At 63.6% G+C, this 22,013-nt stretch carries 16 protein-coding genes; 12 read left to right on the forward strand and 4 right to left on the reverse strand.

Annotation, left to right across the window (positions count from 1 at the left end):
* The first annotated feature begins 104 nt into the window (after positions 1 to 104).
* Both NLI84_RS18150 and NLI84_RS18155 read left to right on the forward strand, forming a co-directional pair.
* Positions 105 to 2,018 (forward strand): type IV pili methyl-accepting chemotaxis transducer N-terminal domain-containing protein, encoded by a 1,914-nt coding sequence (locus tag NLI84_RS18150; protein ID WP_255992231.1) that lies wholly within the window; start codon positions 105 to 107, stop codon positions 2,016 to 2,018.
* Between the two features lie 19 nt (positions 2,019 to 2,037).
* Positions 2,038 to 2,694: a response regulator gene (locus tag NLI84_RS18155; protein WP_255992232.1), complete on the forward strand. Its 657-nt coding sequence runs from the start codon at positions 2,038 to 2,040 to the stop codon at positions 2,692 to 2,694.
* 166 nt (positions 2,695 to 2,860) lie between these two features.
* On the opposite strand, the gene norR is transcribed toward NLI84_RS18155, so the two are convergent.
* On the reverse strand, positions 2,861 to 4,375 hold the full coding sequence (gene norR, locus NLI84_RS18160; RefSeq protein WP_255992233.1) for a nitric oxide reductase transcriptional regulator NorR: 1,515 nt from the start codon (positions 4,373 to 4,375) through the stop codon (positions 2,861 to 2,863).
* A gap of 144 nt (positions 4,376 to 4,519) precedes the next feature.
* On the opposite strand from norR, the gene ytfE reads away from it, so the two are divergent.
* The 3 genes from ytfE (at position 4,520) to NLI84_RS18175 (ending at position 8,155) form a co-directional block, all read left to right on the forward strand.
* Positions 4,520 to 5,182, forward strand: a complete 663-nt coding sequence (ytfE, locus tag NLI84_RS18165) for an iron-sulfur cluster repair protein YtfE (RefSeq protein ID WP_255992234.1) — start codon at positions 4,520 to 4,522, stop codon at positions 5,180 to 5,182.
* A 28-nt stretch (positions 5,183 to 5,210) separates the two neighbouring features.
* Complete coding sequence (locus NLI84_RS18170) at positions 5,211 to 7,499, forward strand: nitric-oxide reductase large subunit (RefSeq protein ID WP_255992236.1); 2,289 nt, start codon at positions 5,211 to 5,213, stop codon at positions 7,497 to 7,499.
* A gap of 68 nt (positions 7,500 to 7,567) precedes the next feature.
* The gene (locus tag NLI84_RS18175; RefSeq protein ID WP_255992237.1) at positions 7,568 to 8,155 is read left to right on the forward strand and encodes a hemerythrin domain-containing protein; all 588 of its coding nucleotides are present in this window, start codon (positions 7,568 to 7,570) and stop codon (positions 8,153 to 8,155) included.
* A gap of 147 nt (positions 8,156 to 8,302) precedes the next feature.
* Here the strand turns inward: NLI84_RS18175 and NLI84_RS18180 are convergent, their stop codons facing one another.
* Positions 8,303 to 9,292, reverse strand: a complete 990-nt coding sequence (locus tag NLI84_RS18180) for a hypothetical protein (protein ID WP_255992239.1) — start codon at positions 9,290 to 9,292, stop codon at positions 8,303 to 8,305.
* A gap of 689 nt (positions 9,293 to 9,981) precedes the next feature.
* Between NLI84_RS18180 and NLI84_RS18185 the strand changes: the two genes are divergently transcribed.
* From NLI84_RS18185 to NLI84_RS18200, 4 genes are all read left to right on the forward strand, one after another.
* Positions 9,982 to 10,254, forward strand: coding sequence for a hypothetical protein (locus tag NLI84_RS18185; RefSeq protein WP_255992240.1), 273 nt, complete (start codon positions 9,982 to 9,984; stop codon positions 10,252 to 10,254).
* Positions 10,255 to 10,273: 19 nt separating this feature from the next.
* Positions 10,274 to 10,762 carry a hypothetical protein gene (locus tag NLI84_RS18190; protein WP_255992241.1) on the forward strand — a complete coding sequence of 163 codons (489 nt, stop codon included), beginning with the start codon at positions 10,274 to 10,276 and terminating at the stop codon, positions 10,760 to 10,762.
* Positions 10,763 to 11,006: 244 nt separating this feature from the next.
* Entirely contained in the window at positions 11,007 to 11,693 is a 687-nt protein-coding gene (locus tag NLI84_RS18195; protein ID WP_255992242.1) for a hypothetical protein, read from the forward strand.
* Positions 11,694 to 11,838: 145 nt separating this feature from the next.
* Entirely contained in the window at positions 11,839 to 12,399 is a 561-nt protein-coding gene (locus NLI84_RS18200) for a hemerythrin domain-containing protein (RefSeq protein ID WP_255992243.1), read from the forward strand.
* Between the two features lie 77 nt (positions 12,400 to 12,476).
* On the opposite strand, the gene NLI84_RS18205 is transcribed toward NLI84_RS18200, so the two are convergent.
* A complete protein-coding gene (locus tag NLI84_RS18205; RefSeq protein ID WP_255992245.1) occupies positions 12,477 to 13,340 on the reverse strand; it encodes an NAD(P)H-hydrate dehydratase in 864 nt (287 codons plus the stop codon).
* Positions 13,341 to 13,349: 9 nt separating this feature from the next.
* Complete coding sequence (locus tag NLI84_RS18210; protein WP_255992247.1) at positions 13,350 to 14,111, reverse strand: histidine phosphatase family protein; 762 nt, start codon at positions 14,109 to 14,111, stop codon at positions 13,350 to 13,352.
* Positions 14,112 to 14,659: 548 nt separating this feature from the next.
* Here NLI84_RS18210 and NLI84_RS18215 point away from each other — a divergent pair.
* The 3 genes from NLI84_RS18215 to NLI84_RS18225 are packed head-to-tail and all read left to right on the forward strand — an operon-like array spanning position 14,660 to position 21,861.
* Positions 14,660 to 15,790: a response regulator gene (locus NLI84_RS18215; protein WP_255992248.1), complete on the forward strand. Its 1,131-nt coding sequence runs from the start codon at positions 14,660 to 14,662 to the stop codon at positions 15,788 to 15,790.
* Positions 15,791 to 15,807: 17 nt separating this feature from the next.
* Positions 15,808 to 20,223, forward strand: coding sequence for a response regulator (locus NLI84_RS18220; protein ID WP_255992249.1), 4,416 nt, complete (start codon positions 15,808 to 15,810; stop codon positions 20,221 to 20,223).
* Positions 20,224 to 20,280: 57 nt separating this feature from the next.
* Positions 20,281 to 21,861, forward strand: a complete 1,581-nt coding sequence (locus tag NLI84_RS18225; RefSeq protein ID WP_255992250.1) for a hybrid sensor histidine kinase/response regulator — start codon at positions 20,281 to 20,283, stop codon at positions 21,859 to 21,861.
* Positions 21,862 to 22,013 lie beyond the last annotated feature (152 nt).

A 22,013-nucleotide genomic window follows, 5' to 3' on the forward strand; every position in this document is an offset into this window, starting at 1 on the left:
GTGCAAGGCGGTCGATCGCGGCATGAGCATCACCGACATGCGCCTGCTGGAAAAACACGGTGGCAAGTCGGGCAGCTGGCAGCGCGCTGCCCATGGAGCGGGTCATGGATGAGCAACCGCTACCGGAGACGAGGGCTCGTCACAGCCTGTCGACCCGTATCGTCGCCAGCAGCATCGTCGCCTTGTGCGTGGTGCTGGCGATGACCGGCTGGACGCTGTGGCTATCGTGGCAGCTGGAAGGCGCGGGGGCGGCGATCAACGACACCGGCAGCCTGCGCATGCGGGCCAACCAGATCGGGCTGGCGTTGCTGCAGCAGCCCCAGGACATCCAGCGCTCGACCCAGATACTCGCCGCGCAGCAAAGCACGCTCGAGCGGCTGCGGCGCGGTGTACCGGCCCGTCCTTTGTTCCTGCCGGCCGATTCCGCCATCCGGACGCAGTTCGATCATGTGACCGGGCTGTGGCAACGACAGCTGCAGCCTGCGGCGCAACAGGCATTGCGGGGCGGGGAGCTCGATCATTACCTTGCCGTGCTGCCGGACTTCGTCGCCAATGCCGATCGGCTGGTCCGGATGATCGAGGTCGACAATGCCTACAAGACCTCGCTGTTGCGCTTCTCGCAGGCCGTGCTGATCGTCATCGCCTGTGTCGGGACACTGGTCATGATCAGCCTGCTGTATCTGTGGATCATCATGCCGGTGCAGCGTTTGCAGGAAGGTTTCGTCGGCGTGGCGGCGCGTCGCTTCAGCGTGCGCCTGCCCGTCGAGTCGCGCGACGAGCTCGGTGCCCTGGCCGCCGGCTTCAATCACATGGCCGAGGAGCTCGACGGCGTCTACCGCGATCTTGAGGCGCGAGTGCAACTCAAGACCGCCCAGTTGGAAGCGCAGAATCTGGAGCTGGCGGCGCTTTACGATACCGCTGCCTTCTTGAACCAGCCGGGCGAAATCAAGGACATCTGCCAGGGCTTTCTGGAGCGGGTGCGCCGGCAGTTCGGCGCCGGAGGCTGCAGCATCCGCGCGATGGACCCGGCGGGCGAGAAACTGCTACTGGTCGTGGCGGACGGGATGCCGACGGAGCTTGAGGAAAACGAGCACTGCATGAAGGTGGACGACTGCTTTTGCGGCCAGGCCACGCGCGATGGCGTGGTGCTGGTGCGCGACTTCCGCCAGCTGCCATTGCCCGAATCCTATGAGTGCAGCAAGGCGGGCTTCGCCAGTCTGGCGGTTTTTCGCATCACTTCGCGCAACGAGGTACTCGGTTCGTTCTCGCTGCATTTCGCCCAGCCTCGCACGCTGAGCGCCGCCGAGGTCCAGCTGCTGGAAACACTGGGCCAGCATCTGGGCGTGGCGCTGGAAAACCGCCGGCTTGCCGCCAAGGCGCGGCAGCTTGCCGTGGCGCAGGAGCGCAACCTGGTCGCGCAGGGCCTGCACGACAGTATTGCGCAGGGGCTCAATTTCCTGAATCTGCAGGTGCAGTTGCTCGAGGATGCGGCGCGGCGCGGCGCGCTGGACGACGTGCGCGACATCGTTCCGCAGCTGCGCACCGGTGTCGGCGAGAGCTACCAGGACGTGCGTGAACTGCTCTCCAACTTCCGCGACAAGTTCGAGCAGGGTGAGTTGCTGCGCGGCATACGCGATACGACGGCGCGTTTCGAGCGCCAGACCGGCATACCGGTCGACCTGTCGATCACGGACGATGGCGCGCCGCTGCCGCCCGAGCAGCAGCTGCAGGTGCTGTTCGTGCTGCAGGAGGCGCTGTCCAATGTGCGCAAGCATGCGGCGGCGAGCGCGGTGGCGGTACAGGTGTGCAACCAGCGCGATTTCGAACTGGTCGTGAGCGACGATGGCAACGGGTACGATCCGGATGAGGTTGCCGCGCGCAGCGAGCAGCACGTGGGGCTTGCCATCATGCAGGAGCGCGCTGCGCGCATCGGCGCCCTGCTCCAGCTCGACAGCCGGCCCGGTGCCGGCGTGCGGTTGCGCTTGCGGCTCGATGCCGCTCACAGACAAGCGGCTTGAATCCGCGGAGGCCTGATTGATGACGGTGCGTGTATTGCTGATCGATGACCACACCTTGTTCCGTTCCGGCGTGCGGCAGCTGCTGCAGCGGCAGAGCGACATGGAGGTGGTCGCGGAGGCGGCCGACGGTGTCGAGGGCGTGAAGCGCGCCAAGGCCTGCAATCCGGACGTGATCCTGCTCGATCTGAACATGCCCGGCTTGTCCGGGCTAGATACGCTGCAATTGTTGGTGCAGGAGGTGCCTGACGCCGCAGTGGTGATGCTGACCGTGTCGGAGGAGGCCGATGAGCTCGCCGAGGCCTTGCATCGCGGCGCGATGGGCTTTCTGGTGAAGAACATCGAGGTCGATGCGCTGGTCGCCGCCGTGCACAAGGCCGCGCTTGGCGAGCCGGTGATTGCCGACAGCATGACGGCCAAGCTGGTCGCGCGTTTTCGTGTGCAAGGCCAGGCGCCGCAGGCTGGCGCCGGTGCGAGCGAGCGGCTGACGCCACGCGAGCGCGAGATCGCCGCCTGCCTTGCGCACGGCGAGAGCAACAAGGAAATCGCCCGCAGCCTGGATGTGTCGGAAAGCACGGTGAAGATCCATGTGCAGAACATCCTGAAGAAGCTCAATCTCAGCAGCCGGGTGCAGGTGGCGGTCTACGCCGTCGAGCACGGGCTTGCCGATCACGGCTGACCTTGGCGCTTGCTTGCGATCTTTTCGCGAGGCATTCGGAGCGGGCCTGATAGCGCCTGCCATGGCGTTGTATGCCTTGGATATGGCGTTATTCGCTGTGCCCCAAGCCTAGTACCAAATCCTATCCAACCTGGTGCTGCGCTGAGGAGGTCGTGATCGGGGGGGCTCAGGTTTTCAGCCCCAGCCGCCGGGCCAGCTTGTGCAGATTGCTCGCGTCTATCCCCAAAGAGCGCGCGGCCGCCGCCCAGTTGCCACCGGCCTGTTCCAGACGTGCCTGCAGCAGCGAGCGCTCGAAGTCCTCGACGGTATCGTGCCAGCCGCGGCTCGACGGCACGGCTTGTGCCGGCGCCTGCGGCACCGGGCTCGGCAGCGGAGCCAGGTCCAGCGTGGCCGCGTCCAGGGCCGCCAGCTCGTGGTGCGCGGTGCCGCGCCCCAATAGGCGGATGGCGGCGCGGCTGACCACATGTTCCAGCTCGCGCACATTGCCCGGCCAGTCGTAGCCCAGCAGCGCGAGCTCGGCGTCGGGTGTCAGCCGCAGGCTGCGCAGTCCCAGCCGGGCACGATTGATTTCCAGAAAGCGCCCGGCCAGCAGCAGCACGTCGTTGCCGCGTTCGCGCAGCGGCAGCACCGGTACCGGATAGACCGAGAGCCGGTGGTACAGGTCGGCGCGAAAACGCCCGTCGCGCACCGCCTGCTGCAGGTTGCGGTTGGTGGCCGAGACGATGCGTACATTGACGCGCCGGGGTCTATCCTCGCCCAGGCGCTGGATTTCGCCGTTTTGCAGCGTGCGCAACAGCTTGGCTTGCAGCGTCAGCGGCAGCTCGCCCACCTCGTCGAGAAACAGCGTGCCGCCATGGGCGGCCTCGATCCGACCGGCGCGCTCGGTGTTCGCGCCGGAGAATGCGCCCTTGGCGTGGCCGAACAGCTCATCCTCGGCCAGCGCTTCGGGCAGCGCCGCGCAGTTCACCTGGATCAGCGGCTTGCCGTGCCGGGGTGAGCCTTGATGGACCCGATGCGCCAGCAGCTCCTTGCCCGACCCGGTTTCGCCCAGCAGCAGCACTGGCAGGTCGGAAGCGGCCGCGATATCGAGCTCGTGCAGCATCGCCAGCCACTGCGGGTGGCGGCCCACCAGTTCGTGCTGGCCGCTCAGGCGCTCGCCCGCTGGCGTCCCGGCGGTTTGCCGGAGTGCGCGCACGTTCTGTTCGAGCTGGCCGGTGCGCGCCGCGGCGGCGGCCAGCAGGGCGTAGTGCGGCAAGGTGGCGATGGCCGGGGCAGCGAAGCTGTGGCCGTCAAAGGCATCGAGCGTCAGCGCGCCCCAGACGGCGCCTTCGACATCGATGCGCATGCCCATGCAGTCGTGCACCGGCAACGCCACGCCGGGACGGTGGGCCAGCAAGCCGTCGTACGGATCCGGCAGCGGGCTGCCCGGCTCGAAGCGGATGGGCTCTCGCTGCGAGAGGATGGCGGCGAGGCGCGGATGTTGCGACACCACGAAGCGGCGCCCCAAAACCTCTTCGCCCAGGCCCTCTACTGCCAAGGGGTAGAGCGCGTCGCCGTCCAGGCGCAACAAGCCAATGGCCTGGCAGCCGAACTGGGCGCGTATGGCTATCAGCAGCCGTTGCAGCCGTATCGGCTGGGGCAGGTCCACGCCGAGGTCGGCCAGCAATCCAATTTCGATCATGGTACTAAATACCCTTTTGGGGTCAAAAAAACCCTATCACGTGAGGGTAATTATAACCCTTTAGGGCGTGCAGGGCGCAACAAAACTGGGCTGGGTCGGTGGCATACATGTTGCTGAAGTAAGGGCATCATCAAGGAGACCACCATGAACCTGCTCGATCGCTCCCTAGGCCAGATTGCCTGCGACATCCCCGGCGCCACCGCGCTGTTCCATCGCCACAAGCTCGATTTCTGCTGTGGCGGCGGCAGATCGCTGCGCGAGGCGGCCGAGCGCCGGCGCCTCAACGCAGAAGAGCTCGCCGATGCGCTGCAACAGCTGGCCGACAGCAACCAAGGCGGCACCGACTGGCGCGAGGTCTCGCGCGAGCGCCTGATCGATCACATCCTGCAGCGCTATCACGAACGCCATCGCGAGCAATTGCCCGAATTGATCCGGCTGGCGCGGCGGGTCGAGCAGGTGCACGGCGATCGCGCCGATTGCCCGCTGGGCCTCGCTGACTTCCTCGCCGCCATGCTGCAGGAACTGGAAAGCCATATGCAGAAGGAGGAACAGATCCTGTTCCCCATGCTGCGCCAGGTCGGGCCGGGGCAGGTGTCGGGGCCGATCACGGTGATGCGCTCCGAGCACGACCAGCACGGCGAGGCGCTGGACGAGCTGGAGCGGCTGACCCATGACTTCACGCCGCCCACCGACGCCTGCAACACCTGGCGCGCGCTGTTTGCCGGCGCCGCCCAGCTCAAGCAGGACCTGATGCAGCACATCCATCTGGAAAACAACGTGCTGTTCGTTGCCAACGCGCAGGCCTAAACGCTGCCTACTCTGACGAGACTATGCCATGGGTCCCTACCGCAAGCATTGGTTCATCCTGATCGCCGTCGTGGCCGTGATGTTCGGCCTGCTCGGCTACTTCGGCCGCGAGGTATACCGCCACGCGCCACCCATCCCGCAGCAGGTGCAGACCGTTGATGGCACCACGCTGTTCACCGCCGACGATATCCTCGACGGCCAGACGGCCTGGCAATCGGTCGGCGGCATGCAGCTCGGTTCCATCTGGGGACATGGTGCCTACCAGGCACCGGACTGGACCGCTGACTGGCTGCATCGCGAACTCGCCGCCTGGCTGGACCTGGCTGCGCAGCAGGAGCACGGTCAGTCCTATGCCGCGCTCACCGTGCCGCAACAGGGTGCACTGCGCGCGGCGTTGCAGCAGGAATATCGCGGCAATCGCACCGATGCCGCTGGCAAGCTGGTCGTTACGCCACGGCGCGCGGCTGCGATGCAGCAGACTGCCGCCTACTACGACCAGTTGTTCTCGGACGCACCGGCGCTACAACGCAGCCGCCAGAACTTCGCGATGAAAGAGAACACGCTGCCGAGCGCCGAGCGTCGCGTGGCGCTGACCCGCTTCTTCTTCTGGACCGCCTGGGCAGCTGCCACCGAGCGACCGGGTCGTGACGTGACCTACACCAACAACTGGCCGCACGAGCCCTTGATCGGCAACCAGCCCAGCGCCGAGAACGTGGTGTGGTCGATTGCCAGCGTGGTGGTGCTGCTCGCCGGTATCGGCTTCTTGGTGTGGGGCTGGTCCTTCCTGCGCCGGCACGATGAGGTGGAGGAAGCCGCGCCCGCGAGCGATCCGCTCACCGCGGTGCCGCTGACGCCGTCGCAGCGCTCGCTCGGCAAGTACCTGTTCCTGGTGGTGGCGCTGTTCGTGTTCCAGGTGCTGCTCGGTGGCTTTACCGCGCACTACACGGTGGAAGGGCAGCAGTTCTACGGGTTCGACGTGTCGCAGTGGTTCCCTTATGCGCTGACCCGCACCTGGCATATCCAGAGCGCGCTGTTCTGGATCGCCACCGGCTTTCTTGCCGCCGGCTTGTTCCTCGTGCCATTGATCAACGGCGGGCGCGACCCGAAATGGCAGAAGCTGGGCGTCGACGTGCTGTTCTGGGCGCTGGTGCTGGTGGTGGTCGGCTCGTTCGTCGGCAACTACCTTGCCATCGCCCAGGTGCTGCCGGCCAACCTCAACTTCTGGCTGGGTCACCAGGGCTACGAATACGTCGACCTGGGTCGGCTGTGGCAGATTGCCAAGTTCATCGGCCTCGTGCTGTGGCTGGTGCTGATGCTGCGCGGCATGGTGCCGGCGCTAAGGCAGAAGGGTGGCGACAAGAACCTGCTGGCGCTGCTGACCGCCTCGGTGGTTGCGATCGGCCTCTTCTACGGCGCGGGCTTCTTCTACGGTGAGCGCACCAGCCTGTCGATCATGGAGTACTGGCGCTGGTGGATCGTCCACCTGTGGGTCGAGGGCTTCTTCGAGGTGTTCGCCACCACGGCGCTGGCCTTCATCTTCGCCACCATGGGCCTGGTCTCGCGGCCGATGGCGACCGCTGCCAGCCTCGCTTCGGCATCCTTGTTCATGCTGGGTGGCATCCCCGGTACCTTCCACCACCTGTATTTCGCCGGCACCACCACGCCGGTGATGGCAGTGGGCGCGAGCTTCAGCGCGCTGGAAGTGGTGCCGCTGATCGTGCTCGGCTACGAGGCCTGGGAGAACTGGCGCCTCAAGCATCGTGCGGCGTGGATGGCGCAGCTGCGCTGGCCGCTGATGTGCTTCGTGGCGGTGGCGTTCTGGAACATGCTGGGCGCCGGTGTATTCGGCTTCATGATCAACCCGCCCATCTCGCTCTACTACGTGCAGGGGCTGAATACCACGCCGGTGCACGCCCACGCCGCACTGTTCGGGGTCTACGGCTTCCTGGCGCTGGGCTTCACGCTCTTGGTGCTGCGCTACGTGCGGCCAAACTTTGCGCTCGACAACCGCTGGATGGCGACGGCGTTCTGGTCGCTCAATGTGGGCCTGGTGCTGATGATCGCGACCAGCCTGTTGCCGATCGGCATCATCCAGTTCCTGGCCAGCGTGAAGGAAGGGCTGTGGTATGCCCGCAGCGAAGCCTTCCTGCAGCAACCGCTGCTGCAGACGCTGCGCTGGGTGCGCACCGGCGGTGACCTGGTGTTCATCGGTGGCGCGGTGCTGTTCGCTGCGCAGGTGGTGCGGGCACTCTGGGTGCAGCCTGCGCCGGCAACTCCGGAAACGCCTGTGCTCGCGGCGGCTCGCCAGTCGGCGTAGTGCTTGCTGAGTGAGTGGTTGATTCAGTTGGGGGCCGCCTGGGCGGCCCCCCGCTGCGAGGAAACACGATGCAGGCATATATCTCACCGCCGGGCCGAATACAGGCCCGTGCGGATTTCGACGACCCGATCCAGTTGCTGATCGCCTGCCATGACAAGGTGCGACGCTTTGCCAAGCTGACCGCCAAGCTGGCCGAGCACGTCGCGCGTGAGGGCGCAGATCGGCAGGCCATAGAGGCGGCGCAGCAGATCATCCGTTACTTCGATATCGCGGCGCCGCTGCATCACGCCGACGAGGAAGTGGATCTTTTCCCCGCGCTTGCCGCACTGGGCGACCCGGTGTTGTGCGAGGTGCTACAGCAAATAGAGCAGGAACACGAGCCGCTGGCACAGCTCTGGCAGGCGGTGCGACGCTGGTTGCTGGACGTGACAAACGGTCTGGCGATTCCGCCTCCGGCCGCGCTTGCAAGCTTTGTCGTTGTGTATCCCGAGCATGCCGCTCGTGAAGAGCTGCTGATCTACGGCGCGGCGACCCGGCTGCCTGATGCCACCCTCAGGAGTCTGGGACAACGCATAGTGGCGCGTCGAAAAACCGCGCCCACCGACCCCGCGCCACCAGGCATATCGGCGCCAGAGTTCGTGATTCCAGGCGGTTGAAGCTCTGCGATTGGGCAAGCAAGGGGCCACCCGCAAGGTGGCTACGCTCGGGCGGCACGGCGCAAGGCGGCCGCTGGGGTGGGGGGCGGAAGGTGACGCGAAGTGCGGCACAGCAGATCTTTTTTCACGCGGTTTGAATGGCGCGGCCTAGCGCGTCGGAGCGCGAACTGTGCTCTGCAGATCGTGCATCTGATCGTGCAGTCGCTCGCGCTCGGCCGGCCTTCCCCGCGCCTGACCTTGCAACGCTCTGAGTTCTGCCGCTGCGGCCATGCGTTCCCGTCGCTGCGCGGCAGAGTCATTGCTGGGCGCGAGCGGGCGCATGGTATCGAGTGCGCTATTGATGCGCCGCCCAAAGGAGCCGACCAGGCTTTCGGTTACTTCAAAATCGTTGCTTGGGTTATGCACCTGTGTGCGCAAACCACGGGGCAACTCATTGACGAGTTGCTGGCCAGTGGGCTGTATTTCCCTGAATACGCTCGCCGCCGGGACATGGGTCTTGCCAAAGCTCGGGGTGGAAGCGCCGTAAGTGGCATCGGTCCGGGTACCGGGCTGTCGGCCCATATTGACCAGCGCGAACTCGGTGTTGTCCCCCAAGTGGCCGACCCGTTGCTCCACCGTGCGGCCCGGCGAGCGAGCAAGATCCCAGTTCACCGAATTGCGTATTCCATGTTCGACCGCCTGATTGAATTCCTGGTCCGTTCCGGCAAAGCCTGGGGAGGTGAGTGCGCTCGCCCTGAGCCCTTGAAAAAGATCAGGCCTGCTTTGGGCCATTTGCTGGTAGCGGTTCTGCGCCGTGGTTCTGGGGACCAGCGAATAGGCATCTCCGTAGAAACCCGGTTGCTGATGCCCTCCTGAAGACGCACTGTGATTGCGATCGGCTGCATCGGTGGTGTGCCGCATTCCCATGAAAACGGGCTGAGGCAAATCTGCCTGCGCGCGCAGAAATCCGATGTTTTGCGGGCTGAGCGGGCCGTGGGCATCGCCGTGGGTGACATCGATCCGGTGGCCGGTGCCGGAGAACGGAACAAACGCTCGCCCCCCCCGAGGATCTTGGGCCGGTGCCCAACCGAGCACGCCATTCTGAACAAATGGGCGCTGGCCACCGTGAGGACCATTGCCGTGACTGCTACCATCCATGACCTTCGCCCCCCTGGTGTGAAACAAGGCTTCATAGATAGCAGTCCAGAAGCCCGGCGCAATTGCAATATGCTAGGCGGCTAGGGTGCAATAATGCCATTGGCGTGCACCCCGCCAGACCGGTGCGGGCGCCAGCAGCGCCGGTGGTTTGCACGGTGATAAGTCATCACTTAGAAACAAAAAAAGCAAATTGTAAGCACTTGCTGCATAAGGAGCGCTGCGTCGGTATGATTCCTCCACGATCTGTGCGCCGTTGGCCCACTGCCATGGGCCAAGGGGTGGACGCAAGGCGCTGCGGGTGGTTTGTTTCGGTCACTCGGCATGCGGTGACTGGAACCGCTAGCAAACCCCCGTGCAATGGTGCAGGCAAGGCGCACGAAACGCGCAGAAAGGCGATCAATCGGACTCCCTACGGCCGCCTGGAAAGCCGCTGAACCGGACTCTCTTCGGTCGCAGGCAGTACGAAAGGGGGATGCGCAACGAACGCAACGCTGCCAGCGGAGTTTGTTAGCCGCGCATTGCATTGAACGGTTTTCTTGAAGCTGTCTTTGCCGTGCTGTTTGCGTCTCCATGCCGGGCTGCGTCATTTCAAGAGGACAAGCCATGCATTCAGCTGCCAATTTGCTTTTGATCGCCCCCTTGCATTCACTGCGAGGTGTACCCCCATCGACCAGATGGATGGAAGCAAAATGAAGATGGTTTCCGTCCCGGGCGGCATGTCGGAAGACGTCGTCAACGATACACACGCCGGGGAGGCAGTCGCATTCAAGATACCGAAAGGGCAGAGTCTTCCGGTGAAGATGTCCGTCAATCGCCCTTTTATGGCTCTGGAGAACGAAACAAACAATGTTGTGTTTTCTCAGGATATGTTTCTGACGATGAATGCGGCAGGATTGAGGGTCACTGCTCGCGCTGGCGCAATCCCTTTCCGCAACGCAAGCGTTCTTTTCCGGGAGGAATGACCCTATTGCGACGTTTGGCGTGTTCGATTACCTGAACGCCATATTCGGATTGACTCGCAGTCCGATTTCATTTCAGTTCTGGTTCATCCGGGATTTGATGGTCATGGCGTTGCTGGTGTCGGTCATTCATTTCATTCTCAAGATAATGCCACGGTTTTTTCTGCTGGCGATATTTACGCTGTGGTTTTTTGAATGGTGGCCGGTTTATATTCCGTCGGTGGCCGCGGTGGCATTTTTCTACGCTGGCGCATATCTTGCGTATGCCAATATCAGCCTCTTTTTCCTGGATCGCTTTGGCCTGCAAGTCGTAACCGCGTACGCCGGCATACTCCTGCTGGATGCCGCAAGCAAGGGCCAGGCCTATAACAGCTATATCCATAACGCAGGTATCTTGCTCGGCATTGCATCGCTGCTATTGGTTTCCAGCATGGTGATGAGTTCAATCAAGGTGAAAAAGGCCTTGCTATGGGCGGGGGGGGGGCAGTTTCTTTGTATTTGCGGTCCATGAGCCGCTGTTGACCGTGGCGAGAAAGGTTGCTTATAAATTGCTCGCGCCAAGCAACGATATGGCCGTGCTGTCGCTGTACTTCCTGATTCCTACGCTGGTCATCGCTTGCTGCATGCTCCTGTACATGGGCTTGCAGTTGGTTGCGCCCACGTTGCTACGCCTGATATCCGGCGGGAGATAAGCGGGTCTCGTTCACCTTTTGAAGCAGGACGCGCGCACTGTGACTGATGCAAGGAGGATGACCATGATTTCTCGCACGGAAAGGCGCGTGGGGGCATTGTGCGCGGTGACCGGCAGCGCCCTCTTGCTACTGGGGACATACCTGCATCCGATGCATGCAGACCCGAACGCGCCCGCCGCCGCATTTGCCGAATACGCGACCGATCACGGGTGGATCGCGAGCCATCTGACCCAATTTGTGGGCGTTGGTCTGCTTGTGGCCGCGCTGATATTGCTCGCCCGGCTTTTGGAGCTGAAGGGGCGAGCAGGTTGGGCACGCATCGCCGCGGGCGGCGCGATTGCTAGCCTGGCCATGGCCGGCGCGCTGCAGGCCGTGGATGGCATAGCGTTGAAGTCCATGGTGGATGCCTGGGCAGTCGCCCCCGCATTGCAGAAGGAGGTGGTTTTTTACGCTGCTTTTGCCGTACGCCAGGTGGAAATCGGCTTGGCCAGCCTGTCCAGCCTTTTATTCGGGCTCACGGCAATGGTGTACGGCGGCGCATTGATCGTTGACCGAGGATATTGGCGCTGGATGGGTGGCCTTGCCATCGTCGGTGGCCTGTCAACGGCGCTCGCTGGTCTGCTGATCGCATATACCGGGTTCTCGGGACTGGCGATGACACTCAATATGCTGGGAATTTCCATCCTGCTGCTGTGGATGCTGGCGCTTGCGGTATGCATGTGGCGCGATGAAACGCCCCTTGCTCCCTGAAGCTCTCGGCCTGTGAGCAAGCGCCGACACAATATCGCGCGCCGTGCCGACAGAGCGCCAGAGCCCAGGCGCTTAGGGTAGTTGCTGCATGGCCTGGTGGCTGATCCCCGGGCCCTTGTTCCCCTACCCAGCATTGGAGGACCCCATGAAATCCACTTCCACCAAGTCCAGCTCGCCGGCCCGTCGTTCCACCCGCAAAACAGCACCACCGGCGAGGCAAGCCGTGCAGCGCGCCGCTCCCGACGCGATCAAGTCGTTGCGGCAGGATCACGCCAAGGTCAAACAGCTATTCAAGGACTTTGAAACCGCGACCACCCAGGCCGAGAAAGCCCGAATTGCCGCTGAAACCTGTCTGGAACTGACCGTGCATACCCGGATCGAGGAGGAGGTGTTCTATCCGGCGGTGCGCAAGGCGCTTTCTAGGGAAGGAAAAATGCTGGACGAGGCCGAGATCGAGCATGCCAGCGTGAAAGACCTCATCCGGCAATTGCGTTCCTGTGAACCGGGAACGACGCGATTCGATGCGCTCTACGCTGTGGTCAGCGAATATGTGCTGCATCACGTGAAGGAAGAAGAAAGGGAAATGTTCCCCAAGTTGAAAGAAGTGAAATCACTGGACCTGAAGGCGCTGGGTGAAGCGCTGGATGCACGGCGCAGCGCCATCCACGACGAGGAGGAAGTTGCCGCCTCGGGCAAGCTGCATTGAGGTGATACACGAGCACCGCAGCCGGCCATATGTGCCGGCCGCGGTGCTTTCCGGTGTTCCTACCCTGGTGGGGGAGTTCAGCCGTATTTCGCCATGACGACGGGCAGCGTATCAGCGATTTCCCGCGCGAGGTAACCCAGCGGACCCAGCCGGTTGGCCAGCTGGTCTCCCGCGCGTCCATGCAAGGCAACGCCCCAGGCAGCCGCCTCGCGGATGGGCAGGCCACGCGCCAACAAGCCGGCGATCGCACCGGCCAGCACATCGCCCGAGCCCGAAACCCCCAGCCCCGCGTTGCCCCCGCCGTGGCGCCACCGCGCGCCGTCGGGCTCGGCGAACCACGTGGTGGCGCCTTTGAGCAGCACCTGGGTTTGCCACTGCGTCGCTGCGCAATGCGCGGTATCGCACGGCGCGCTCAAGATGGCTTCCTTGGCCAGACCCGTGAGGTGGGCCAGTTCTCCCGCGTGCGGGGTGATCACAGCCCGTGGCAGCCTGCCGGCTAGCACTGCGCCCATGGCATAGGCATCGAGTACCACCGGGCAGGACGTGACGGCCAGCAATGCCGAAGCCAGCGCCTGCGTCGCGGCCTCGGGCTGCATACCCGGTCCGACCAGCAGCGCGTCGATGTCGCCCACGCTATCCATCAGCTGCCCCAGTTCATTGAGAGCCCACTCGCCGGATGGGGTGAGCGGCAGCCCCACCACGCGCGCTTCGGGCAAGGCAAGCGCCAGGTGGGGAGCGATGGGCGCCACAGTGGCGACCGTCAGCTTGCCGGCGCCTGCGCGCAGCGCTGCGGTGGCGGCCAGCAGCGCCGCGCCGGGAATTTCACAGGAGCCGCTGACCACCAGCACGTGTCCGCGGCTTTCCTTGTCTCCGTCCGGGTCCAGCCTGGGCAGCGGATGGCGCTGCAGCCAGATCTCATCGAGGGTCGTGATGACGTGCATGCGGCGATCTCAGGGCTTGGCCGCCACCGGGGCATCGGGCTCACGGGTGATCGGGGTGCCGGTTTCCTGCATCGGGGCGACGAAGTTGGCCACCTCCAGCACGAGCTTGCCGTGATGGCCGGCGGTGGGGTCGAAGCGGTAACGGGTGACCGAGCAGTTGGGTACATCGCCGCGGCGATCGATATCGAGGATTTCGCGCTCGTCCAGCCGTTCCAGCAGATAGCGGAAACAGTTGACGATGACCTGATGGGCGACGATGAGCACGCGTTCCTGCCGATACTCGCGCGTCAAGGTATCGACGAGGCTACGCAGCCGCAGGATGACGTCACACCAGCTCTCGCCACCCGGAGGGCGGAAATAGAACTTCCCCACATGGGCGCGCTGTTCGGCCAGTTCCGGAAAGCGCGCCTGGATACCGGCCCGGGTCAGTCTATCGGTGATGCCGAATTCCTTTTCGCGCAGCCTTTCATCCAGGATCAGCGCGATATCGAGCTTGGCTGTGGCACCGATCAGCTCGGCGCTTTGCACCGCGCGCAGATAAGGCGAACACAGCACCACCTGCGGTTGCTGATCGGCGGGTAGCGCGCCCAGCCACGCTCCCAGCGCACACGCCTGCCGGCGGCCCAGATCGGACAGCGGCACGTCCATGTCGCGCTCGGCGATCTCTATTTCCTTGAGCAATGCCGCTTCGGCGGCATCGCGCGCGACATTGCCCGCGCTTTGTCCGTGACGGACCAGCCACAGCGTGTCGGGCCATTTCTGCTCGTTCATGGCCGATGAACACCGCACCGGTTGCGCGCCAGCCGGCCGGTATCGTGCTTGAAGGGCGAATGTCGTGAAGGGGGCGCTGGCATTCTCCGTTGCCGCGCCGCTTCCTCCACGCGCTGGTTCTCGGTGAGGTCGCGTTGCGCTTCCGTAGCGTGGCGGGGAGGGTGAGGCGAGGTCATGGCGTTTTCCTGGGCATGGGCTCGATTCTTTTTACCCGCGCCCATGGCATTGCGGCATCGGTCATCCACGCAGCGTGCTGTAGGACAGCGCCGGTTTCGATCGGCGGCGGCCACTCGACCTGCAGCGTTTGCTTTCGCTGCGGGCGAGCGCAGCTTCATCCAGCAACATTTGCGTGCCCGGTTCCGCGGTTGCCGTTTCCTTGAACGAGGCCGATAGGCGCAGCTTGAATCCACGTTGGAAAAATCAAACCGGGAGAGCCGAGGCGCCGCGGCGGCGTACCCTGCGGTGGCACGGCCATGACATGTTTCATATGATTGAGTTCATCCCCCTCCACATCAGGGCTAGCTATGGCACGGACAACGATCGACCATGTGGCAACCATCCTGATCGTGGACGACACCCCTGAAAACCTGATCCTGATGAGCAACCTGCTGAAGGATCTTTACCAGGTGAAGGTGACCAACAGCGGCGAGAAGGCGCTCGGACTGGTACTGGGCGGCACGCCGCCGGATCTGATCCTGCTCGACATCATGATGCCCGGCATGTCCGGCTACGACGTTGCCCAGGCGTTGAAAGCGGACCCCAAGAGCTGCGACATCCCCATCATCTTCCTCACGGCCATGGCGACCGAGGAGAGCGAGACCCGCGGGCTAGAGCTTGGCGCAGCCGATTACATTACCAAGCCGATCAACCCGCCCATCGTGCTGGCGCGGGTCGAGACACAGCTCAAGGTGAAGGCCGCGGCCGATTTCCTGCGTGACAAGAACGAGTACCTGGAGCTGGAGGTTGCAAGGCGCACCCGCGAGGTGGCGGCGATCCAGGACGTGACGATCCAGGCGATGGCGTCGCTCGCCGAGACGCGCGACAACGAAACCGGGAACCACATCCGCAGAACCCAGCACTATGTGAAGGTGTTGGCGGAATACCTGAAAGACCACCCACGGTTTGCTCACTTTCTGACGGACCAGGTCATCCAGCTGCTTTTCAAATCCGCGCCGCTGCACGATATCGGCAAAGTCGGCATTCCTGATCGTATCTTGCTCAAGCCCGGACGTTTGACGCCCGAAGAGTTCGAGATCATGAAGACGCACACCACACTGGGCAGGGATGCGATCCAGCACGCCGAAGATCAACTGGGCGTAGATGTGGATTTCCTGCGCTATGCCAAGGAAATCGCTTACGGACACCAGGAAAAATGGGATGGCGCCGGCTATCCGGAAGGCCTGGTCGGGGACGATATTCCGATTTCCGCCCGCCTGATGGCCGTCGCCGATGTCTATGACGCGCTGATCAGTCGCCGCGTCTACAAGGAGAGCATGTCGCACGAGGAGGCGGTGGCCATTATCCGCAATGGCCGCGGCAGCCACTTCGATCCCGATATCTGCGAAGCCTTTCTTGCCTGTCAGGCCGAGTTTCAGGCGATCGCGGCGCGATTTGCCGATACGGATGCCGACATGGTCAAACAGCTCCAGGCGCTGCAGCACATCGCCGACGAACCTTGATGCCCGAAACCCCTCGCATGACCCTCCATTTGCGCTGGCTGGAGCGGCTGTCGTTACGCCACAAATTGGTGATCGGTTTTGCCGGCTTGCTAGTGTTGCCGCTGATCCTCGGCGTGCAAAGCGTGCGCACGCAGCAATCGCTGGATGACCTTCTGCAGCATTCGTATCGGCAGGAATTGATCGGCATCATCCAGATCAAGGAAGCGCAACTCGAATTGATCCGCATGTACGCCGCTTACCGCAAGGCGGTCAACACGCCCTACACCGGTGAGCGGGATCAGGCCATTGCCGAACTGGACGCGGCCCAGCAGCGCTTGAATCGCGCCGTGCAAGCGGCGCGCCCCACGCTGTTCCGGCCGCAGACCATCGCCTGGCTCGACCAGTTCGAAGTCCTGCACATGCAGTTGGCCAGGGTCGGCGACGAAGCGCTGACCCTGGCGAAACAGGGGCGCAACGCCGAAGCGCTGGCGCTGATGGATGGCGGCTGGTTCGACGGCCTGGCCCATCAAGCCGATCAGGCACTGGAAGACATTGCCAAGGTCAAGACGGCCGGCGTGCGGGAAGCCGCTCTCTCGTTCCGGGCGCTGGCGGAGCGCAACCGCACCCAGATCTATGGCCTGCTGTTGGGCGGGGCCGCGCTGGCCATGCTGCTGGCGTGGTTGGTGAGCCTGTCCATCCGCCGGCCGATAGGCCGGGTGCGCGAAGCCGTTGACCAACTCGCTGCCGGCAACCTTGGGCAGATCGTTCCGCACACCGATTTCCAGAACGAAACCGGAGATCTGGCGCGGGCGATCATGCAGTTGCAGCAGGAATCGAAACAGCTGGAGATGCAGCGCTGGGTCAAATCGCAGGAAGCGTTGCTGCAGGCCAGTTTGCAACAGGCCGAATCGATGGAAGCATTGGGCCAGTGCTTTCTGCTGCAGCTGGGGCCGATGCTCGATATCGGCCAGGGCGCGCTCTATCAGTTCGACGAGCGCGAACAGGCGTTGCGCCTGGTCGCGGGGTATGCCCATGATGCCCGGCTCCAGCCAGTGCCGGTGATCCGGCTGGGCGAGGGGCTACTCGGGCAATGCGCCGAATCTAAGCGCCCCAATGTGCTGACGGATGTACCGGCCTCGTTCTGGACCATCCGCTCCGGGCTTGGCGAGACGGCGCCCCGCTTGCTGTTCGCTTATCCGATCCTGCTCGGGGACAGGTTGATGGGGGTGCTGGAGCTCGCTTGCCTGGCCCATCCGGCGCTGGCGCCGTTGGCGTTGCTGGATGAAGTGCTGCCCAAGCTCGCGATGACGATGGAAATCATGGCGAGAAATACTGCGTTGCAGCGGCTGCTGGTGCAGACTCGGCAGCAGGCGAGCGAGATGGAAGCCCAGGCGGTACAACTCGAGCATCAGGCGCAGGCGCTGAAGGCGCAGCATGCGTCGCTCGAGGCAACCGAGGCGTGGTTCCGGGGCATCATCGAGGCAGCGCCGGACGGCATGCTGGTCGTTGACGCGAATGGCTTGATCACGCTGACGAACCCGCAGCTCGATCGCCTGTTCGGTTACGAGCCCGGGCAATTGACAGGCCACTCGATCGAGGTGCTGGTGCCGCATGCCGCGCGCCACGCGCACGCGGCGCTTCGTGACGATTTCATCGAGCGCGGTACCGCTCGCCAGATGGGCGGCAACAGCAAGGCGGATCTGCGCGGCGTGCGCCGGGATGGCAGCGAATTCTTCATCGAGGTCGGGCTTGCCAAGCTGCCGCTCTTGGAGGGGCAGGGCGTGTGCGTCTGCGCCTCGGTGCGCGACATTTCCGAACGGCGTGCGATGCAGGCCGCGCTCGAGGACAGCGAACAACAGATCCGCGCGGTGCTGGAGAGCAGCCCGGTTGCCGTGGTGATCGAGGATGACCAGCGACGGGTGCTCTACGGCAATCGCGAGCTCGAAGAGCTGTTTGGCGTGCCCCAGGACCAGCTGATCACCCCCGAAGTGCGGGAGCGGTTCTGGCCGGACAAGGCGGCCTTCAATCGCTTTCTGGAGGCCACCCGCCAGGGCGATGTGTTCAACCACGAGATCACCTTGCGCCGCGCCGACGGCGTGCTCGTCGACGTGCTGGTGTCGTCCATCCACCTTGCGCTGGCCGAACGTGCGTTGGTGGTGAAGTGGTTCTTCGATATCACCGACCGCAAGCGCGCCGAGGCGGCGGTGCAGCAAGCGCGCGAGCTGGCGGAGGAGGCGACGCGCGCCAAGAGCGATTTCCTTGCCAATATGAGCCATGAAATCCGCACGCCGATGAATGCCATCATCGGCATGAGCCATCTGGCGTTGCGTACCGAGCTGAACAAGAAGCAGCGCAACTACATCGAGAAGGTCCATCGTTCGGCGGAAAACCTGCTGGGCATCATCAACGACATCCTCGATTTCTCCAAGATCGAGGCCGGCAAGATGTCGGTCGAACACACGCCATTCCGGCTGGAAGACGTGCTGGAAAGCTTGTCCAGCCTGATCGGCTTGCGGGCCGAAGACAAAGGCCTGGAACTGCTGTTCCAGACCTCGCCGGATTTGCCGACCGCCCTGATCGGTGACCCGCTGCGCCTGGGGCAGGTGCTGCTCAACCTGTGCAACAACGCCGTCAAATTCACCGAGCAAGGCGAGGTCGTCGTCGGGATCGAACCGGTGGCGCAAGCTGAGGACGAGGTCACACTGCATTTCTGGGTCAGGGACAGCGGCATCGGCATGACCGCCGAGCAATGCAGCCGCGTATTCGAGTCGTTCAGCCAGGCCGACAGTTCGACCACCCGCAAATATGGCGGCACGGGCCTGGGGTTGGCGATATCGAGGCGGCTGGTTGAATTGATGGATGGCGAAATCCGGGTTGAAAGCGAAGTTGGACTAGGCTCGAGCTTTCATTTCAATGCCCGCTTCGGCCGCCAGCAACACGTGCAGCCTCGCCGCATGTTCAAGGCCGATGAGCTGCTGGGAACCCGCGTGCTCGTCGTCGACGACAACGCCAGCGCACGTGAAATCCTGTCCGGCATGGCACGCAGTTTCGGACTGGAAGTCGATGTGGCCGAGAGTGGCCGCGCCGCATTGCGGCTGCTGCAAGAGGCAGAGCGCAAAGCGCTGCCGTACGACGTGGTGCTGATGGACTGGAAAATGCCGGAGATGGACGGCATCGAGACCGTGCAGCAGATGCGGTTGCAGCAGAGCCAGCAATTGCCATCGGTGATCATGGTCACCGCTTTCGGTCGCGATGAAGCGATGGACGAAGCCGCGCGGCGTGCGGTCCACCTCCATTCAGTGCTGACCAAACCGGTGACGCCATCCACCTTGCTTGAAGCCATCGGAGAAGCGCTGGGCGAGGAAAACGTCACCGAAACGCGCTCTACCGAGCGCGGCGACCTGAACGCACAGCACATCGCCGCGTTGTCCGGCGCCCATATCTTGCTGGCCGAAGACAACGAACTGAATCAGGAACTGGCGCGTGAACTGCTGGAGGCCGCCGGCATGGTGTTGACCATTGCCGCGGATGGCCAGCAGGCGCTCGATCTGCTTGAAAGCGGCCAGCAGTTCGACGGGGTGCTGATGGATTGTCAGATGCCGGTGATGGATGGCTACGTGGCGACGCAGCGGATCCGCGCGCAACCTGCTTTTGCCACACTGCCCATCATTGCCATGACCGCCAACGCCATGGCTGGCGACCGGGAAAAGGCGCTTGCCGCCGGGATGAACGATCACCTTCCCAAGCCGCTGAACGTCGATGCCATGTTTGCGATCATGGCCAAGTGGATACACCCGCGGCAAGCCGCTGCGCCACCGCCCGTTCCGCCCTCGGCGGGCGACACGCGCCTCGCGCAGCTGGTTTTGCCCGGCATCGATACGCAGTCGGGCTTGCACACCTGCGCGGGGCAGCTTGAGCTGTACCTGCGCCTGCTGCGCAAGTTTCAGGCTGCGTATGGCGGGTTTGCTGCTGATTTTGAAAGTGCACGTGCGGATATCGACCGTACTGCCGCCGAGCGCTACGCCCACTCGCTGAGGGGCTCCGCGGGCAACCTGGGCGCGCATGCGCTTGCCACGGCCGCGGGCGAACTCGAAAACGCCTGCCGGCAAGCGCTGCCGCCAGATGAAATAGCAGCGTCCCGAATCCGGGTGGAAGCCGAATTGGCCCTCGTGCTCGCCGGGCTCGCGGGCATCGACGACCCAGCGGCAGGAGGTGTGGGGTCGCCGCCCGCGATCGCCGATGAAGCCGAATCCGCGAGGCTGCTCGAACAGCTTCGCCGCTTGTTGTCCGACAGCGACCCAGGCGCCCTCGACACGCTGGCGCTACTGGAGCCGTTGTATTGCGGTCACGCCAACGAGCCGGTACTGCGCAAGGCTGCGCGCGCGGCCGAGGATTTCGACTTCGACAAGGCGCTGGCATTGCTTGATACCTTGGGCAGCGGGGATCCGCGCTGAGTCAACACAGCAATACCAAGCTGGATGCCTGCGGCTGCAGGCTAGGGGAGCAGGCACATGCAGAGCTACGCCAATCTGGTCGTGCTGGTCGTCGACGACTTTGAACCGATGCGCAAGGTCACGACCACCCAATTGCGCACACTGGGCGTCGATAGGGTCATCACCGCCGGTAACGGCGCGGAAGCGCTGCGCGCGCTGACCAAGAACCGGGTCGACATCGTGCTCTCTGATTGGAACATGCCGTCGATGAACGGCCTGGAACTATTGAAAGCCATACGCGGTGACGAGGCGCTGAGGCGCATTCCCTTCGTCATGATTACCGCGGAAACCGAGCGGCGCAGAATCGAGGAAGTCATCGCCTGTGGCGTGAGCGATCTGCTGGTGAAGCCCTATTCGCCGGACCGGTTCGCCGCCGCATTTGAAAAAGCGCTGAAGTGGAAAGAGCGCTCGTCCAAGCCGGCGCCTCTCGAGACCGAGAAGGTCAAGAGCGCCGACATCCAGCCGCCCCAGCCGCCGCAGCCCCAGGCTCAGGATGCCGATCGCGCCTCGCTGCTGATCGTCGATGACACGCCCGACAACCTGATGCTGCTCTCGCAACTCTTCAAGGAAGAATACCGCGTACGCATCGCCCATAACGGCCAGAAGGCGCTCGATCTGTGCATGTCGGCAGAGCCGCCGGATCTGGTGCTGCTGGATGTGATGATGCCGGGTATGGATGGATTCGCGGTGGCGCAGCGCATGCGCGAGATCCCTGCAACGCAGGCGATTCCGGTGATTTTTGTCACCGCGCTGGCGGAGGATGCGGCTAGGCTGCAAGGCCTGAACCTGGGGGCGGTGGATTTCGTGACCAAGCCGATCCAGCCGGACCATTTGCGGCTGCGGGTCGGCAACTTCGTCAGATACGTGATGCTGCGCAAGCAACTGCAGGCCGACTACGACAACATGCTCGAGGTGGCCCGGCTGCGGGACGATGTCGAACACCTCACCCGCCACGACATGAAAGGCGCTCTGGCAGGGGTGATCAGCATGGTGCAGGCGCTGGTGGCCTCCGAACAGAACTACCTGCGCGGTGAGCAGCTACGCACCGTCGAAGAGACCATGCTGAATCTGCTCAACATGAGCAACCTGACCTCGGATCTGTACAAGATCGAAACCGGCAGGTTCGAGCTCAATGCAAAAGAGATCAATATCGTCGAGCTGTTGCGCCGCATCGTCGAACTCGCCAGATCGAGTTTCGCGCACAAGAAGCTGACCATCGCGGTCGATACCGATGTCGCGGTGGGCGCCCCGGTGCCGCAGGCGTCGGGCGACGCGATGTTGAGCTATTCGGTCTTCCAGAACCTGATCAAGAACGCGTGCGAGGCCGCGCCGGAAGGATCACGCGTTGAGGTGAGGCTGCTGGACCAGAACCCGCTGCGCATCGAGATCGAGAATAAGGGCGCCGTGCCGGCGACCATCCGCGATCATTTTTTTGACAAGTACGTGACCCACGGCAAACAAGGGGGCACCGGCCTCGGGACCTATTCAGCAAAGCTGCTGATCGAGGCCCAGGGTGGCAGTATCGAACTGACCGTGCAGGACGACGAGAACCGCACGCAGATCGCGATCAATTTGCCGCGCTGGATGCCCCCGCAGTGATTGAACGCTGCCTGCGATGTTACCTGTCCGGCTGCACTTGCCGGAGCAATACCGCCATGAGAGCGATGTTTTCCTGCTAAGAGTCGCTATGAAACCCTTAAGCCACGTCGCACTCACTTGCCGTACGCCTAACTGTCCGCATTTCGCGCTTC

It is taken from the genome of Chitinolyticbacter albus (assembly GCF_024437655.1).
Lineage (GTDB): Bacteria > Pseudomonadota > Gammaproteobacteria > Burkholderiales > Chitinibacteraceae > Chitinolyticbacter > Chitinolyticbacter albus.

What these genes read in the sequence shown, in the direction of transcription:
- NLI84_RS18150 (WP_255992231.1), top strand. Translation starts at nt 105, where the DNA reads ATGGATGAGCAACCGCTACCGGAGACGAGGGCTCGTCACAGCCTGTCG.
- NLI84_RS18205 (WP_255992245.1), bottom strand. Translation starts at nt 13,340, where the DNA reads ATGCACGTCATCACGACCCTCGATGAGATCTGGCTGCAGCGCCATCCG.
- NLI84_RS18225 (WP_255992250.1), top strand. Translation starts at nt 20,281, where the DNA reads ATGCAGAGCTACGCCAATCTGGTCGTGCTGGTCGTCGACGACTTTGAA.
- NLI84_RS18155 (WP_255992232.1), top strand. Translation starts at nt 2,038, where the DNA reads ATGACGGTGCGTGTATTGCTGATCGATGACCACACCTTGTTCCGTTCC.
- NLI84_RS18195 (WP_255992242.1), top strand. Translation starts at nt 11,007, where the DNA reads ATGATTTCTCGCACGGAAAGGCGCGTGGGGGCATTGTGCGCGGTGACC.
- NLI84_RS18185 (WP_255992240.1), top strand. Translation starts at nt 9,982, where the DNA reads ATGAAGATGGTTTCCGTCCCGGGCGGCATGTCGGAAGACGTCGTCAAC.
- NLI84_RS18170 (WP_255992236.1), top strand. Translation starts at nt 5,211, where the DNA reads ATGGGTCCCTACCGCAAGCATTGGTTCATCCTGATCGCCGTCGTGGCC.
- NLI84_RS18175 (WP_255992237.1), top strand. Translation starts at nt 7,568, where the DNA reads ATGCAGGCATATATCTCACCGCCGGGCCGAATACAGGCCCGTGCGGAT.
- NLI84_RS18180 (WP_255992239.1), bottom strand. Translation starts at nt 9,292, where the DNA reads ATGGATGGTAGCAGTCACGGCAATGGTCCTCACGGTGGCCAGCGCCCA.
- NLI84_RS18200 (WP_255992243.1), top strand. Translation starts at nt 11,839, where the DNA reads ATGAAATCCACTTCCACCAAGTCCAGCTCGCCGGCCCGTCGTTCCACC.
- NLI84_RS18210 (WP_255992247.1), bottom strand. Translation starts at nt 14,111, where the DNA reads ATGAACGAGCAGAAATGGCCCGACACGCTGTGGCTGGTCCGTCACGGA.
- NLI84_RS18220 (WP_255992249.1), top strand. Translation starts at nt 15,808, where the DNA reads ATGACCCTCCATTTGCGCTGGCTGGAGCGGCTGTCGTTACGCCACAAA.
- ytfE (WP_255992234.1), top strand. Translation starts at nt 4,520, where the DNA reads ATGAACCTGCTCGATCGCTCCCTAGGCCAGATTGCCTGCGACATCCCC.
- norR (WP_255992233.1), bottom strand. Translation starts at nt 4,375, where the DNA reads ATGATCGAAATTGGATTGCTGGCCGACCTCGGCGTGGACCTGCCCCAG.